Origin of the sequence: Gluconobacter sphaericus, from assembly GCF_016757795.1 — a bacterium.
Classification (GTDB): domain Bacteria; phylum Pseudomonadota; class Alphaproteobacteria; order Acetobacterales; family Acetobacteraceae; genus Gluconobacter; species Gluconobacter sphaericus.
The window spans coordinates 1,082,818-1,097,409 of sequence record NZ_CP068419.1 but is presented as its reverse complement, the minus strand read 5'-3'; the positions used below and the strand labels follow the sequence as shown (position 1 = coordinate 1,097,409).

Annotated in this window: 13 protein-coding genes; 10 read left to right on the top strand and 3 right to left on the bottom strand. The window is 60.8% G+C overall.

The features are described 5' to 3' along the window. Position 1: 1 nt before the first annotated feature. Positions 2 to 1,183, bottom strand: coding sequence for a globin domain-containing protein (locus tag IGS75_RS05225; protein WP_202257838.1), 1,182 nt, complete (start codon positions 1,181 to 1,183; stop codon positions 2 to 4). A gap of 80 nt (positions 1,184 to 1,263) precedes the next feature. Here IGS75_RS05225 and IGS75_RS05220 point away from each other — a divergent pair, with 80 nt between their 5' ends. Together IGS75_RS05220 and aroE are read left to right on the top strand one after the other, a co-directional pair. Beyond that, on the top strand, positions 1,264 to 1,731 hold the full coding sequence (locus IGS75_RS05220; protein ID WP_202257837.1) for an RrF2 family transcriptional regulator: 468 nt from the start codon (positions 1,264 to 1,266) through the stop codon (positions 1,729 to 1,731). Positions 1,732 to 1,830: 99 nt separating this feature from the next. Then, the gene (gene aroE, locus IGS75_RS05215) at positions 1,831 to 2,685 is read left to right on the top strand and encodes a shikimate dehydrogenase (protein WP_202257836.1); all 855 of its coding nucleotides are present in this window, start codon (positions 1,831 to 1,833) and stop codon (positions 2,683 to 2,685) included. Positions 2,686 to 2,759: 74 nt separating this feature from the next. Here aroE and dnaJ read toward each other — a convergent pair whose 3' ends face one another. Then, positions 2,760 to 3,902 (bottom strand): molecular chaperone DnaJ, encoded by a 1,143-nt coding sequence (gene dnaJ, locus IGS75_RS05210; RefSeq protein ID WP_202257835.1) that lies wholly within the window; start codon positions 3,900 to 3,902, stop codon positions 2,760 to 2,762. A 145-nt stretch (positions 3,903 to 4,047) separates the two neighbouring features. After that, the gene (gene dnaK / locus IGS75_RS05205) at positions 4,048 to 5,949 is read right to left on the bottom strand and encodes a molecular chaperone DnaK (protein ID WP_202257834.1); all 1,902 of its coding nucleotides are present in this window, start codon (positions 5,947 to 5,949) and stop codon (positions 4,048 to 4,050) included. A 270-nt stretch (positions 5,950 to 6,219) separates the two neighbouring features. Between dnaK and IGS75_RS05200 the strand changes: the two genes are divergently transcribed. The 8 genes from IGS75_RS05200 (at position 6,220) to murA (ending at position 14,529) form a co-directional block, all read left to right on the top strand. Further along, on the top strand, positions 6,220 to 7,371 hold the full coding sequence (locus IGS75_RS05200; protein ID WP_174787591.1) for a hypothetical protein: 1,152 nt from the start codon (positions 6,220 to 6,222) through the stop codon (positions 7,369 to 7,371). Between the two features lie 150 nt (positions 7,372 to 7,521). After that, positions 7,522 to 7,902: a glycerol dehydrogenase gene (locus IGS75_RS05195; protein ID WP_202257833.1), complete on the top strand. Its 381-nt coding sequence runs from the start codon at positions 7,522 to 7,524 to the stop codon at positions 7,900 to 7,902. Continuing rightward, on the top strand, positions 7,902 to 10,127 hold the full coding sequence (locus tag IGS75_RS05190; RefSeq protein ID WP_202257832.1) for a pyrroloquinoline quinone-dependent dehydrogenase: 2,226 nt from the start codon (positions 7,902 to 7,904) through the stop codon (positions 10,125 to 10,127). Before IGS75_RS05195 ends, IGS75_RS05190 begins: the two co-directional genes overlap by 1 nt. Positions 10,128 to 10,330: 203 nt before the next feature. Next, the gene (locus IGS75_RS05185; RefSeq protein WP_202257831.1) at positions 10,331 to 11,515 is read left to right on the top strand and encodes a glycosyltransferase family 4 protein; all 1,185 of its coding nucleotides are present in this window, start codon (positions 10,331 to 10,333) and stop codon (positions 11,513 to 11,515) included. Beyond that, positions 11,505 to 11,684: a hypothetical protein gene (locus IGS75_RS05180; protein ID WP_202257830.1), complete on the top strand. Its 180-nt coding sequence runs from the start codon at positions 11,505 to 11,507 to the stop codon at positions 11,682 to 11,684. Before IGS75_RS05185 ends, IGS75_RS05180 begins: the two co-directional genes overlap by 11 nt. A 6-nt stretch (positions 11,685 to 11,690) precedes the next feature. Next, complete coding sequence (locus IGS75_RS05175) at positions 11,691 to 12,605, top strand: DMT family transporter (protein ID WP_202257829.1); 915 nt, start codon at positions 11,691 to 11,693, stop codon at positions 12,603 to 12,605. Positions 12,606 to 12,696: 91 nt separating this feature from the next. Continuing rightward, positions 12,697 to 13,248, top strand: coding sequence for a dCTP deaminase (gene dcd, locus IGS75_RS05170; protein WP_202257828.1), 552 nt, complete (start codon positions 12,697 to 12,699; stop codon positions 13,246 to 13,248). Between the two features lie 24 nt (positions 13,249 to 13,272). Next, a complete protein-coding gene (gene murA / locus IGS75_RS05165) occupies positions 13,273 to 14,529 on the top strand; it encodes a UDP-N-acetylglucosamine 1-carboxyvinyltransferase (protein WP_202257827.1) in 1,257 nt (418 codons plus the stop codon). Positions 14,530 to 14,592: the final 63 nt, after the last annotated feature.

Genomic DNA, 14,592 nt, shown 5'->3' with positions numbered 1-14,592 from the left:
GTCAGTCCGTTACCCCGGTATCCGGTCCAAACGTCTCGTAACGCAGGCGATTGGACGGAACTCCGGCGCCCGGCAGGCCCTGCACCATATCGCGCATGAAGCCTGTCGGCCCGCACAGATAGGCCGAGGCGCCATCCGGCAGCTGCTCTGCGACCCAGGCGGCAGTCGGGTGTCCGTTTTCCGAAGTCAGGCGCGTCACGACCTGAATGCGCCCTGCCGTGTTGTGGGACAGTTCCGCCAGACGCGCCATGAAGGGCGCGGTTTCGGAGGAATGGGCAATTTGTACGACATGAACAGGCGTCGTGACGTCAGGTCCGGCCAATGTTTCCAGCATTCCGATCATGGGTGTGATGCCGATCCCGGCGCAGATGAAGCCCAGCGGTCCCTCGATTTTTTCCTGTAGGACGAAATTACCCGCAGGCGGTGAAAGCAGAAGCTCCGTGCCGACACAGGCGGTGCTGTTCAGCCAGCCTGAGACAATTCCGTTCGGCACATGACGCACGCTGATGCGATAGCCTGCACGGTTGGGGCTGGAGGTAATGCTGTAATTGCGGCGTGTCCGGCCATGGCCCGGAATGTCCAGATCAACACCCAGATACTGACCCGGAACAGCGCTGATGAGCGGCTTGCCGTCCACAGGTTCCAGTTCGAGTGACATGACATTCACACATTCCGGCACGGCACGGGCAATGCGGAACGGACGCCAGCCCGTCCAACCGCCTTCCGCATGGGCGCTGCTGTCGTAAAGCTGATGTTCACGGCCGATCAGGATATCTGCAAGCGCCCAGTAGGCCTTCCCCCAGGCGTCAAGGATTTCCGGCGTTGCGGCATCCCCCAGAACAGCCGAAATCGCGCCAAGCAGGGCGGTGGCGACATGCGGATAATGCTCTGGCTGGATTTCGAGGCTGGCATGTTTCTGCGCGATCCGTTCGACCGCCCCGCTCAGCACACCCAGATTGTCGATGTTCTTCGCATAGGCCAGCACGGCCATGGCAAGTGCCCGGGGCTGTGTTCCGGTGGACTGATGTGTGGGGTCGAATATTTCTGCAATCGCGGGATCGGCCAGCAGGCGACGGTACATTTCGGACGTGATGGTTACGCCATGGGCTTCGAGTGCCGGGATGGTCGCTTTGATGATGGCGATGGTCTCAGGCGTGAGGCTGCGGTCAGCGGAAGTGGACATGAGCGGTCCCCTAAAAGGTGTATGTAAAATACATCTTTAAAAACGTGACCTGTGCCTGTCAATCTGGCAGAGGAGTTGTCATGCGCCTGACACTGCACACTGATTACGCCCTGCGCGTGCTGATCCATCTTGGCGTCCACCATTCGGGCGCCCACCCGACACGCCGCGTCTCCATCCGCGAGATTGCGCAGGCCTATCGCATTTCTGAGAATCATCTGGTGAAGGTCGTGCACCGTTTGGGGCAGGGTGGTTTCGTCACGACCGTCCGTGGGCGTGGCGGCGGTCTGGAACTCGCGCGTCCGGCTGTGGAGATCAATGTGGGTGCGGTCGTGCGCTTTACGGAAGACGACATGGCGCTGGTGGACTGCGAAGGCCGCAGCAGCACGGATGGGCGGCCCTGCGTGCTGTCTCCGGCCTGTGTGCTGCGTAGCGTGCTGGGCGATGCGCTGGGCGCGTTCCTGGCGGTTCTGGACGGCTATACGCTCGCTGACCTGCTGACGGGGCGTGAGGCGGCCCTTCTGGGTCTGATTGCGCCCGTCGACGACTAAGACAGAAAATTGGGAATTTCCGGAATGTGAGTGGACCTTCTGTGCTCTCGTGCGTCATGTCGTGTGAACGTAAGACTGCACAGATCCGAGGAGCCTCTCATGAGCCAGCAGAATTTCCGCAGCATCCTGACGGGATCGTTCTCGACGCCGTGCGACGACAATCCGACCGTCGCCATGATCGAGGCGGCCTACCAACATCACGATATCGATGCGCGCTACATCAACTGTGACGTCAAGGCCGAGGGTCTGAAAGACGCCGTGGCGGGTGCGAAGGCCATGGAATGGGTCGGGTTCAACTGTTCCCTGCCGCACAAGGTCAAGGTGCTCGAGTATCTCGACGAAGTGGCCGAATCTGCCCGGATCATCGGGGCTGTGAACTGCGTCTCTATTCGCGACGGTCGTCTGATCGGAGACAATACGGACGGCAAGGGCTTTCTGGCTTCTCTCAAAGAGGTCACGGACCCGTCCGGCAAGAAGGTTCTACTTCTGGGGGCGGGTGGGGCCGCGCGCGCCATCGCCGTGGAACTGGGGCTGGCCTCCGCCGCCCATATCACCGTCATGAACCGCGATCCGAAGAAAGCCGAAACCATCGCCGCCCTCGTTAGGGACAACACGTCGGCCAAGGCGGATGTTCAGGCCTGGGACGGTGATGCCAGCGTGCCGGAAGACGTGGACATCCTGATCAATGCGACCTCGATCGGTCTGGGCGATTCCGAAACCATGCCGCCTTTGAAAATCGAGACCCTACGCAAAGATATGATCGTTGCTGATGTGATCCCGAACCCGCCCAGAACGCGTCTACTGCGCGAGGCGGAAGGCAAGGGCTGCACCGTGCTGGATGGGCTTGGCATGCTGGTCAATCAGGGTGTGATCTGCGTGGAGCATTGGCTGGGCAAAACGCTGGATGCCGGGGTGATGGAAAAGACCCTGAAGGATATTTTTGACGCTGCCTGATATGGAAAACTGACATAGAAAAACCCCGCTGCCTTCGGAGAGGGCAGCGGGGTTTTTCGTGAGCCTGATAAAGATCAGCGGCCGTCGAAGAAATCGCGGACCTTGGCGAAGAAGCCACTGTTTTCCGGACTGCCCTTGGCGTGGTCGTCCCCGGCTTCCTTCTCGAATTCTTCAAGAAGTTCGCGCTGGCGCTTCGTCAGATGGCTCGGCGTCTCGACTGAGACTTGAATATACATGTCCCCACGGGCCGAGGAGCGCAGGACCGAGAAACCTTTGCCGCGCAGACGGAACGTCTCGCCCGTTTGGGTTCCGGCGGGGATGCGGACCTTGCTGCGCCCACCATCTACAACGGGTACTTCTACTTCCGTGCCCAGAGCCGCCTGGGTCATGCGCAGCGGAACGCGGCAGTAGATGTTTGCGCCGTCGCGCTGGAAAATGTCATGCGACAGGACGGAGACGTGAACATACAGATCGCCCGGCTGAACGCCTTCGCCACCAGCTTCGCCCTTGCCCGTCATGCGGATGCGGGTGCCATCCTCGACGCCGGCCGGGATGTCGATGCTGATGGTCTCGGTCTTCGCCTGCGTTCCCGTACCGTGACAGACCTTGCACGGGTTGGCGACGGTCCGCCCTGAACCATGACAGGTCGGGCAGGGACGCTCGACGAGGAAAAAGCCCTGCTGCGCACGAACTTTGCCCGCACCATGACAGGTCGGGCAGGTGCTGCTGCCAGCCTTCGGATCTGCCGAACCCGAACCGTGACAGGATTCGCAGGCCACGCGGGTGCGGACTTCGACATCCTTCTTCACGCCCGTGAAGGCTTCCATCAACGTGATTTCGACCTGAACCTGGACATCCGCCCCGGTCCGGCGTCCACCACCCCGACGACCGCCCATCATATCCCCGAACATCTGGTCGAAGATGTCGCCCAGGCCGCCCGCACCGGCAAAACCACCGCCGAAGCCACCTCCCATTCCGCCCATGCCACCTTCGAAGGCATCATGGCCGTACTGGTCATAGGCGGCACGTTTTTGCGCGTCCTTCAGGACATCATAGGCTTCGTTGATTTCCTTGAACTTCTGCTCGGCGGCGTCATCACCCGGATTGCGATCGGGATGATAACGCATGGCCTGCTTGCGGAAGGCTTTTTTCAGCTCGTCCGGCGAGGCCGTGCGGGAGACTTCAAGGGATTCGTAATAGTCGATTTTGATGGCCATGTTCGGTCCTTAGGGGGCGTTCCGGAAGGCGGTCCCTGTTATGGGCCGGAAAAACAAGAATGGCGCCCACCCCCTTGCGGGAACGGGCGCCCTCGGAAAACAGGGCCGGACGGAGCATCGCGCTCCATCCGGGAAAGTCACCCGATCAGTTCTTCTTGTGGTCGTCTTCGAGGTCTTCGAAGTCGGCGTCGACGACGTTGTCGTCCTTCTTCTCGGCTTCCGGAGCAGCACCTTCAGCACCCTGACCGGCTTGATAGACAGCCTGACCAATCTTCATGGCAGCCTGCGTCAGCTTCTCGCTGGCAGCCTTCAGGGCGTCGAGGTTTTCGCCACCCAGAGCTTCGCGGGCCTCAGCGATGGCGGCCTCAGCTTCGGACTTGTCAGCCGCCGGAACCTTGTCGCCACCTTCGGTGATGGACTTCTCGGTCTGGTGGATGAGGCTTTCCGTGCTGTTGCGCAGCTCAACCAGTTCACGCTTGGCCTTGTCGGCGGTCGCATTGGCTTCCGCGTCCTTGACCATGCGATCGATGTCGGAGTCAGACAGACCGCCAGAGGCCTGGATCTTGATCTGCTGTTCCTTGTTCGTGGCCTTGTCCTTGGCGGACACGTTCACGATGCCGTTGGCGTCGATGTCGAAGGTCACTTCGATCTGCGGCACGCCACGCGGCGCCGGAGCAATGCCCTGAAGGTCGAAGTTGCCCAGCAGCTTGTTGTCAGCCGCCATCTCACGCTCGCCCTGATAGACCTTGATGGTCACGGCGTTCTGGTTGTCTTCGGCCGTGGAGAAGGTCTGGCTCTTCTTGGTAGGAATCGTCGTGTTACGGTCGATCAGACGGGTGAACACGCCACCCAGCGTCTCGATACCCAGCGACAGCGGCGTCACGTCGAGGAGCAGGACGTCTTTGACGTCACCCTTCAGGACAGCGCCCTGAACGGCGGCACCGATGGCGACCACTTCGTCAGGATTGACGTTGCGGGCCGGCTCCTTACCGAAAAATTCCTTAACCGTCTCGATGACCTTCGGCATACGGGTCATACCGCCAACGAGGATGACTTCGTCGATCTCGTTCGGGGAGACGGACGCATCCTTGATGGCTGCACGGCACGGGCCGAGCGTACGCTGCACCAGATCATCGACCAGGCTCTCCAGCTTGGCGCGGGACAGCTTGACGACGAGATGCTTCGGACCCGAAGCGTCCGCCGTGATGAACGGCAGGTTGATCTCGGTCTCCTTGGAGGAGGACAGCTCGATCTTCGCCTTCTCGGCAGCTTCCTTCAGGCGCTGCAGGGCAAGCTTGTCACCACGCAGGTCGATGCCCTGGTCCTTCTTGAACTCGTCGGCCAGGAACCCGATGATGCGGTTGTCGAAGTCTTCACCACCCAGGAACGTATCACCGTTTGTGGACTTCACTTCGATCACGCCGTCGGAGATCTCGAGGATGGAGACGTCGAACGTACCACCACCAAGGTCATACACGGCCACCGTGCCGGAATCGCGCTTGCCAAGGCCATAGGCGAGGGCTGCTGCGGTCGGCTCGTTGATGATACGCAGGACTTCGAGGCCAGCGATTTTGCCGGCGTCACGGGTGGCCTGACGCTGGGCGTCGTTAAAGTAAGCCGGAACCGTGATGACAGCCTGGGAGACGGTCTCGCCGAGATAGCTTTCGGCGGTTTCCTTCATCTTGCCCAGAACATAGGCAGCGATCTGCGACGGAGCATACTTCTCGCCCCGTGCTTCAACCCATGCGTCGCCGTTATCGCCACGAACGATGCCGTACGGCACCATTTCCTTGTCCTTCTGGACGGTCGGATCATCGTAACGACGGCCGATCAGGCGCTTGACGGCATAAAGCGTGTTGGCGGGGTTGGTGACAGCCTGACGCTTCGCGGCCTGTCCGACGAGACGCTCACCGTTGTCGGTGAAAGCGACCATGGACGGCGTCGTGCGAGCACCTTCGCTGTTTTCGATGACCTTGGTTTCGTCACCCTCGCGTACGGCGACGCAGGAGTTCGTCGTACCAAGGTCAATACCAATGACTTTGCTCATGTAAATTCAGTCCTCTCAGCGGTCCGGTCCGGCCCTGTGAGGCACCGGATCGAACCCTATTGACGTATCCAGACCCTCACGGGCCTGTGTTCCGACTACTGATCTAGGCAAGGCTGGAAAGCGTTTCAAGCACTTGGACGACACATTTCGTCGAGAATGTTCGCTTCACGCCCGTCTGAAGGGAAGATGGCTGTTTTAGATATGACCATCCGCCTCTAGTAAGGTTGGGCCTTCCGCTTTATCTGCCAATGGGACAGTCTTCAGACAGCCATGCCGAATCATCCTTACTTTCGTGCCACGCTGATGGCTGCCCTGGCCGTTTTCTCCGCAACCGGTCTCTCTGCATGTGGTCCGATGGGGCCCGGGAAACTGCGGAACGATCAGCTTGAATACTCCCGTGCGCTGGGCGATACCCAGAAGCACGAGATGTTGTTGAACATCGTTCGGCTGCGTTATGCCGATCCGCCGACGTTCCTTGATACGACGCAGGTGATTGCGGGCTACAGCGTTTCCAAGAGCATCAGCGGCGGCTTTTATGCCTATCCGGCGACGGCGGTCGGGAATTACTTGTTCGGTACGGGAACCATGTCCCTGGGTGAGAGCCCGACTTTCACCTATCAGCCGGTGACGGGGCAGCAATATGCTGAGAACGTGGTCCGGCCGATCTCGCCGACGGTCATCATGCCGCTTAGCCTCGGTGGGTTGCCGATCGACACGCTGCTGCGCCTGACGGCACAGTCCATTGATGGACTTTCCAACGTCCGCGGGCTTGGCGCAGGGCCGTCTGGGGGTGGCTCGGTCCGTTTCTATCTGCTTTTGCATGACCTGCGGCAGCTTCAGATCCAGGGGGCCATGACCATCCGGATCACGAGCGAGGCTCCGCCCTCGCCGGACAGCAAGAAAAACGGCGGCAAGTCCGACAGCAATGGCAGCGGGGGCAGTAGTACGGGCACCGAGCGCTCCTATCTGGTCCTGACCTCGACATCTGATAGTAACCTTCTGGCGATCCAGGCCGAGGTGCGCCGTCTGCTACATCTCGACCCGGGAGCCGAGGAGGCGGAAATCGTTTACGGTCCTTATCCCAAACATCCGGGACAGATCGCTATTCTCACGCGCTCGATGCTCGCAATGCTGACGCAGCTCGCCTACGAGGTCGAGGTGCCGGAAGACGACATCAAGAGCGGCCGTACGCCTCCCACGATCGGGCAGGTCGGGATCGAAAACCGTCCGGAAGTCGTGATCCATTCGAGCCGGGAAGAGCCGGATTCCCGCTATGCCGCGGTCAGTTACAATAATACCTGGTTCTGGATTAGCGATCGTGATTTCCAGAGCAAACTGGCCTTTACGATGGTGCAGGTTCTTGCGGCCCTCGCGGCGACAAACCATACGGCAGGGGCGGTTGTAACAATCCCGGCCGGGTAATAAATATAACGTGTATTTGAATTCATTGAAATGGAACCATATAATTACACGGTTTTGTTAGAATTATATTCAAAATATTGAAAAAGAACCGTAGCTTTCATGAAAGTCTGGACTTACCGTCCAGACTTTCAGCTCTGGAGGCTTTCACCTATGCCAAATACTTATGGCAACAGAACCCTGACCGAGTGGCTCACGCTGCTCCTGGGGGGTGTCATTATTCTGGTGGGGCTGTACTTCGTGATCGCAGGGGGCGACCTCGCGATGCTGGGCGGCTCTGTCTATTACGTTATCTGTGGTATTCTGCTGGTGGCTGGCGGTGTTTTCATGGTCATGGGGCGGGCGCTGGGCGCTTACCTGTATCTGGGCGCACTGGCCTACACCTGGGTCTGGTCCTTGTGGGAAGTGGGCTTCAGCCCCGTTGACCTTCTCCCGCGCGCTTTCGGCCCAACGCTGCTGGGTATCCTTGTCGCCCTCACCATTCCTGTTCTTCGCCGGATGGAAACCCGCCGTACCCTGAGGGGAGCCGTCTGATGCGCAGATCCCATCTTCTCGCTACAGTTGCCTGTGCCACGCTGGCCTGTGCACCGCTGGCCGCCAACGCCCAGTTCGCTCCCGCAGGCAGCGGTGGTTCGCCCACCTCCTCCGTTCCTGACCCCAGCAGCGATAATTCCTTCGAGCCGACCGAGAACACGCCAGCCGCGAAGAGCCGCTTTGCCGGTCCGTCCCCCTATGCGCCTCAGGCACCGGGTGTGAACGCGGCCAACCTGCCGGATATCGGGTCCATGGATCCGAACGATGTTCCTCAGATGGCCCCGCAGCAGAGCGCCAGCCCCGCCTCGGGAGACTGGGCTGCCTACGGTCATGACGACAGCCAGATGCGCTACTCGCCGCTGTCAGAGATCACGCCGCAGAACGCCGATCAGCTCAAGGTTGCCTTTGTCTATCATACCGGCAGCTATCCGCGGCCGGGCCAGACGAACAAATGGGCTGCCGAAACCACGCCGATCAAGGTGGGTGACGGCCTCTATATGTGTTCGGCCCAGAATGACATCATGAAGCTCGACCCGACAACGGGTAAAGAAATCTGGCGTCACAACATCCACGAGCGATATGAGGCGATTCCCTATACTGCTGCGTGCAAAGGCGTGACGTACTTCACGTCTTCGCAGGTGCCGGAGGGTCAGCCGTGCCACAACCGTATTCTCGAAAGCACGCTCGACATGCGTCTGATCGAGGTCGATGCTGCGACTGGCAATCTCTGCCCGACCTTCGGCCATGACGGTCAGGTGAACCTGATGCAGGGCATGGGCGAATCTGTTCCCGGTTTCGTGTCCATGACAACTCCTCCACCAATCGTGAATGGCGTCGCGGTGGTCAACCATGAGGTTCTCGACGGCCAACGTCGCTGGGCCCCGTCAGGTGTGATCCGCGGGTACGATGCCGAGACCGGAAAATTCCTGTGGGCATGGGACGTGAACCGCCCCAACGACCACAGTCAGCCAACCGGCAACAACCACTATAGCCGCGGTACGCCGAACTCCTGGGCTGCAATGACCGGCGACAATGCGCTGGGCCTCGTCTATGTCCCGACCGGCAACTCGGCTTCGGATTATTACAGTGCTCTGCGTAGCCCTGAAGAAAACAAGGTGTCCTCGGCGGTCGTCGCCCTTGACGTCAAGACGGGTTCTCCGCGCTGGGTCTTCCAGACCGCCCACAAGGATGTCTGGGACTACGATATCGGTTCGCAGGCTACGCTGATGGATATGCCAGGCCCTGACGGACAGACCGTTCCGGCGCTCATCATGCCGACGAAACGCGGACAGACCTTCGTGCTCGACCGTCGTGACGGCAAGCCAATCCTGCCGGTGGAAGAGCGTCCTGCTCCGTCACCCGGTGTAATTCCAGGTGATCCGCGCTCTCCAACGCAGCCCTGGTCCACCGGAATGCCTGCCCTTCGGGTCCCGGATCTGAAGGAGAAGGACATGTGGGGCATGTCCCCCATCGACCAGCTTTTCTGCCGCATCAAGTTCCGCCGTGCCAATTATGTGGGCGAGTTCACGCCTCCGAGCGTCGACAAACCCTGGATCGAATATCCCGGCTATAACGGCGGCAGTGACTGGGGCTCCATGTCCTATGATCCCAATAGCGGCATCCTGATCGCGAACTGGAACATCACCCCGATGTATGACCAGCTCGTGACCCGCAAGAAGGCCGACCAGTTGGGCCTGATGCCGATCGACGACCCGCATTACAAGCCGGGTGGCGGTGGCGCCGAAGGTAATGGCGCGATGGACGGTACGCCTTATGGCATTGTCGTAACTCCGTTCTGGGATCAGTACACGGGTATGATGTGCAACCGTCCGCCCTATGGCATGATCACGGCTATCGACATGAAGCATGGTCAGAAGGTGCTGTGGCAGCATCCGCTCGGAACGGCCCGTGCCAATGGTCCGTGGGGTCTGCCGACGGGTCTGCCTTGGGAAATCGGCACACCGAACAATGGTGGTTCGGTCGTGACGGCTGGCGGTCTGGTGTTCATCGGTGCGGCTACGGATAATCAGATCCGTGCCATCGACGAGCATACGGGCAAGGTGGTTTGGAGTGCGGTCCTGCCGGGCGGCGGTCAGGCCAACCCGATGACCTACGAGGCCAATGGTCATCAGTACGTCGCCATCATGGCTGGCGGTCATCACTTCATGATGACGCCGGTCAGCGATCAGTTGGTCGTTTACGCTCTGCCCGATCACAAGGGTTGATCCGCAAGGGCTGAGAAACCGGGGGCTGAGGCCCCTGGCCAGCCTGAGGGGTGGTTTTCGTGCCGGAAATGGCACGGGAGCCACCCCTTTGTTGTTTCTGGGAGCGGTTTTTCCATTTTTCGGGTGGGAAGGGGATGCAGACCCGGCTACAGGCTATTTTCGTCTGAAAATACTCTTTCTGGAACAGGCCCCGAAGAACCATCATGACCGACCGCTCCCCCGTTATTCTTCAGGTTCTTCCGGCACTGGGCACCGGCGGTCTGGAGCGCGGGGCTGTAGAGATCGCGGCGGCAATCACGCAGGGAGGGGGTACGGCACTTGTTGCCTCGCGCCCGGGGCGGCTTCTGGTACAGCTGCGTCATGCGGGCGGGCGACATATCGAACTGGACCTGAAGACAAAATCCCCTGTCGCCGTGTTGCGTCGGGCGCGGGATCTTCAGACGCTCATCCGCAACGAAGGTGTGGATCTGGTCCATGCACGCTCCCGGATTCCAGCCTGGGCGGCATGGATCGCCTGTCGCCGTGAAAACATTCCGCTCGTGACGACATGGCACGGCGTGCATGAGGCGAAATGGCGGGGCAAAAAGCTCTATAATTCTGTGCTGGCGCGCGGCGCGCGGGTCATTGCCATTTCCGAGTTCATCGGCCGCCGTCTGCGTAGTGAATACGCCGTGCCGGAAAGCCGTCTGCGCGTCATTCCGCGTGGTGCGGATCTGCGGGAGTTTACACCCGGTGCGATTTCCGGTGAGCGCGTGCAGAAACTGGCTGATGCCTGGCGTGTGCCTGCGGACGCAAAAATCATTCTCATGCCCGCGCGGCTGACGGCATGGAAAGGTCAGGGCGTTCTGCTTGAGGCGCTGGGTCTGCTGCGCTCGAAGATGGACACGGGATGGATCTGTGTTCTGGCAGGCCCGGAGAACGACCGGAAGTTTTCCCGTAGGCTGCAACAGCGGGTGCAGGAACTCGGGCTTGAAGACCATGTTCGGTTCGCCGGAACCTGCGCTGACATGCCTGCGGCGTGTGAGCTGGCAAGCGTCGTTGTGGCGCCCTCGCTCCGGCCTGAGCCGTTTGGACGCACACTGGTGGAAGCGCAGATGATGGGCTGCCCGGTGATTGGTACCGCACAGGGTGCGATGATGGAGACGATCCTGCCCGGCGAGACGGGGCTGGTTGTGCCGCCGGATGATGCGGAAGCTCTTGCGGGCGCGCTGAAAAGCGTTCTGGAAACAGGTGAAGACGCTCTGGACTGGCTGGCGGAAAAGGCCCGCGCCCATGCCATCGCCAACTATACGACGACGCTGATGCAGGCCCGCACGCTGGGCGTTTATGACGAGCTTCTGGGCACCCGTCTGCGGACGACATTCGAGGAACACAGCCATGACCAGTAAGGACGGAAAACCCACGGAGCAGATCATTCGAGACCGCGCTGCGGCCGCGAAGGAAGAGCGGGAAAGCCGGGAGGCCAAGGCGCTCCGGGCGAACCTGATGCGCCGCAAACAGCAGCAACGTGCCCGGCCGCAGGGTGACGCGGCTTCATCCCCCACTGATGAGCGCTGAGCTTCTGTGAAACGTAGTTTTCCCCTTCCCACGGCGCAGGAACTGGCGCTGACAGGCGTGACCGTTCTGTGGGGCGGGACATTCCTTGTGCTGCATATCGCCATGCAGCATTGCGGGCCACGCTTTTTCGTTTTCGTCCGTTTCATGATGGCTGCGGTGTTCGTCGGGTTTCTGGCCGGGCGGAAACTGCTGGATTTCAACTGGCGCGAAGTGCGCGCTGGTACGCTGATCGGGATTGCACTCGCGACCGGCTATGTATTGCAGAGCGCGGGCCTGCACGACATCACCAGCAGCCGTTCCGCCTTCATCACGGCGCTTTACGTGCCGCTGGTGCCGATTTTTCAGTGGGCGTTTCTGCGCAAGCCGCCACATCTGATGAGCTGGCTTGGGATTGCGTTGGCGTTTGCTGGTCTGGTCTGTCTGGCGGGACCGGCGGCGCTGTCGCTGTCCTTCGGGCGCGGGGATCTGCTGACGCTGTTTGCGGCGATCGCCATTGCAGTTGAGATCGTCCTCATCAGTCTTTATGCCCAGGGTGTAGACAGTCTGCGCGTGACGGTCATGCAGCTGCTGGCTGGAAGCCTGTTTGCGGGGCTTATGGTCCCCGTTTCGGGGGAGGCGCTTCCGGTGTTCTCATGGGTCTGGTTCGGTTGCGCGCTGGCGCTGGGTGGGCTGAGCGCTCTGGTGCAGGTGGTGATGAACTGGGCGCAGAAATCCGTCGCGCCGACCAAGGCTGCGGTGATCTATGCCGGAGAGCCGGTGTGGGGCGGCCTTGTTGGCTGGCTGGCGGGGGATAGTCTGCCACCGGCGACGCTACTGGGGGCCATGTTGATCGTGGGTGGCGTATTGACCAGCGAACTGCGTCCGCAATGGCTGGAAGCCCTGCTGGGCCGTTCGCAACAGACACTCACGAAAAATGACTGATCCGACACATTGCGTGATCGCCTATCGCTCGCTAGAGCAGGTGGATTAGACGTACAGGGCGATTTTACCGTCCCCGTTCAGGAGTGCTTTCATGCCTATCATGCCCGACACATGGATCCGCCAGATGGCGCGGGATAAAGGCATGATCGAGCCTTTCGTCGAAGCCCAGAAGCGTGAAGGCGTCATTTCCTACGGTTTGTCGTCCTATGGCTACGACGCGCGTGTGGCGTCGGACTTCAAGATCTTCACTGATGTTGACAGTGCCATCGTCGATCCGAAGAATTTTGCGTCCAACAGTTTCGTGACCCGCACCGGGGACATCACCATCCCGCCCAACAGCTTCGCGCTGGCGCATACGGTCGAGTATTTCCGTATTCCGCGTGACACGCTGGTGGTGTGCCTCGGAAAGTCCACCTATGCGCGCTGCGGCATCATCGTGAATGTCACGCCGCTTGAGCCGGAATGGGAAGGCCAGGTCACGATCGAGATCAGCAACACCACACCGCTGCCTGCGCGAATTTACGCGAACGAGGGCATCTGCCAGTTCCTGTTTTTCCAGGGTGCCAGCCCTTGTGAGGTCAGTTATGCCGACCGTGCTGGAAAATACATGCGCCAGTCCGGCGTCACCACGCCTCGCCTCTAAAGCCCAGTTCTCAAGGATCGCACCATGGACCGTTTCATCATTCGCGGTGGCCGCCGCCTGACTGGCGAAATCGAGATCGGGGGGGCCAAGAACTCCGGCCTCAAGCTCATGGTCGCCGGGCTTCTGACGTCCGAGCGGCTGGTGCTGTCCAATGTGCCGGGCATTGCGGATATCCAGACGATGCGCGATCTGCTGCTGGGGCTGGGCATCACTGTCGAGGATGCCGGGCCGCGCACGCTGTCCATCGGCGGCGAAATCGGCTCCGTCGAGGCGCCGTATGACATCGTCTCCAAGATGCGCGCTTCCATTCTGGTTCTCGGCCCGCTTCTGGCGCGGGCGCGTGAGGCGAAGGTCTCGCTGCCCGGTGGCTGCGCCATCGGCACGCGCCCGGTCGACATGCATCTCAAGGGGCTTGAGACGCTCGGCGCCGTGATCCGGCTGGAAAACGGCTATATCAATGCGACTGCTCCGGACGGGCTGAAGGGTGACCGGATCATCCTGCCGTTCGCCAGCGTGGGCGCGACCGAGAACCTGCTGATGGCCGCGACGCTGGCGAAGGGGCGCACCCATATCGTCAACGCCGCGCGTGAGCCGGAAATTAGCGATCTGGTGCATTGCCTCAACGCGATGGGTGCGCAGATCACGGGCGAAGGCTCGGGCACGCTGGTCATTGACGGTGTGGAGAAGCTGCACGGCGCGCATTACGCCGTCATGCCTGACCGCATCGAGTGCGGCACCTATGCCTGCGCGGCTGGTATCACGGGCGGCGATCTGCTGCTCGTGGGCGGACGGGCCGATGATCTGGGCGCGGTGATCCGCACGCTGGAAGAAACGGGCGTCGAGGTTATGGAAGAGGCGCGCGGCCTGCGGGTCCGTCGCAGCGGGACGCTTCAGGGCGTGGACATCATGACCGAGCCATATCCCGGCTTCCCGACGGATATGCAGGCGCAGTTCATGGCGATGCTGTCCGTGGCGGAAGGGGCGTCCATGATCACCGAGACGATCTTCGAGAACCGCTTCATGCATGTTCCCGAACTCAATCGGATGGGCGCGCGCGTGAACGTGCATGGCCGCTCGGCCATCATCCGTGGCGTGTCGAAGCTGTCGGGTGCGCCCGTCATGGCGACCGATCTGCGGGCGTCCTTCTCGCTGATTCTCGCGGGTCTGGCAGCGGAAGGCGAGACGCAGCTCAGCCGCATCTATCATCTGGACCGGGGCTATGAAGGCGTGGACCGCAAGCTCGCCGCCTGCGGTGCCGATATCGCCCGCGTCTCGGACTGATTTGGATAAAAGTTTTTGGTGACGCTTTTTTCAAAAAGCTTCAAAGAACTCCGCCTTTTTGAA

What these genes read in the sequence shown, in the direction of transcription:
- IGS75_RS05225 (WP_202257838.1), bottom strand. Translation starts at nt 1,183, where the DNA reads ATGTCCACTTCCGCTGACCGCAGCCTCACGCCTGAGACCATCGCCATC.
- IGS75_RS05220 (WP_202257837.1), top strand. Translation starts at nt 1,264, where the DNA reads ATGCGCCTGACACTGCACACTGATTACGCCCTGCGCGTGCTGATCCAT.
- aroE (WP_202257836.1), top strand. Translation starts at nt 1,831, where the DNA reads ATGAGCCAGCAGAATTTCCGCAGCATCCTGACGGGATCGTTCTCGACG.
- dnaJ (WP_202257835.1), bottom strand. Translation starts at nt 3,902, where the DNA reads ATGGCCATCAAAATCGACTATTACGAATCCCTTGAAGTCTCCCGCACG.
- dnaK (WP_202257834.1), bottom strand. Translation starts at nt 5,949, where the DNA reads ATGAGCAAAGTCATTGGTATTGACCTTGGTACGACGAACTCCTGCGTC.
- IGS75_RS05200 (WP_174787591.1), top strand. Translation starts at nt 6,220, where the DNA reads ATGCCGAATCATCCTTACTTTCGTGCCACGCTGATGGCTGCCCTGGCC.
- IGS75_RS05195 (WP_202257833.1), top strand. Translation starts at nt 7,522, where the DNA reads ATGCCAAATACTTATGGCAACAGAACCCTGACCGAGTGGCTCACGCTG.
- IGS75_RS05190 (WP_202257832.1), top strand. Translation starts at nt 7,902, where the DNA reads ATGCGCAGATCCCATCTTCTCGCTACAGTTGCCTGTGCCACGCTGGCC.
- IGS75_RS05185 (WP_202257831.1), top strand. Translation starts at nt 10,331, where the DNA reads ATGACCGACCGCTCCCCCGTTATTCTTCAGGTTCTTCCGGCACTGGGC.
- IGS75_RS05180 (WP_202257830.1), top strand. Translation starts at nt 11,505, where the DNA reads ATGACCAGTAAGGACGGAAAACCCACGGAGCAGATCATTCGAGACCGC.
- dcd (WP_202257828.1), top strand. Translation starts at nt 12,697, where the DNA reads ATGCCTATCATGCCCGACACATGGATCCGCCAGATGGCGCGGGATAAA.
- murA (WP_202257827.1), top strand. Translation starts at nt 13,273, where the DNA reads ATGGACCGTTTCATCATTCGCGGTGGCCGCCGCCTGACTGGCGAAATC.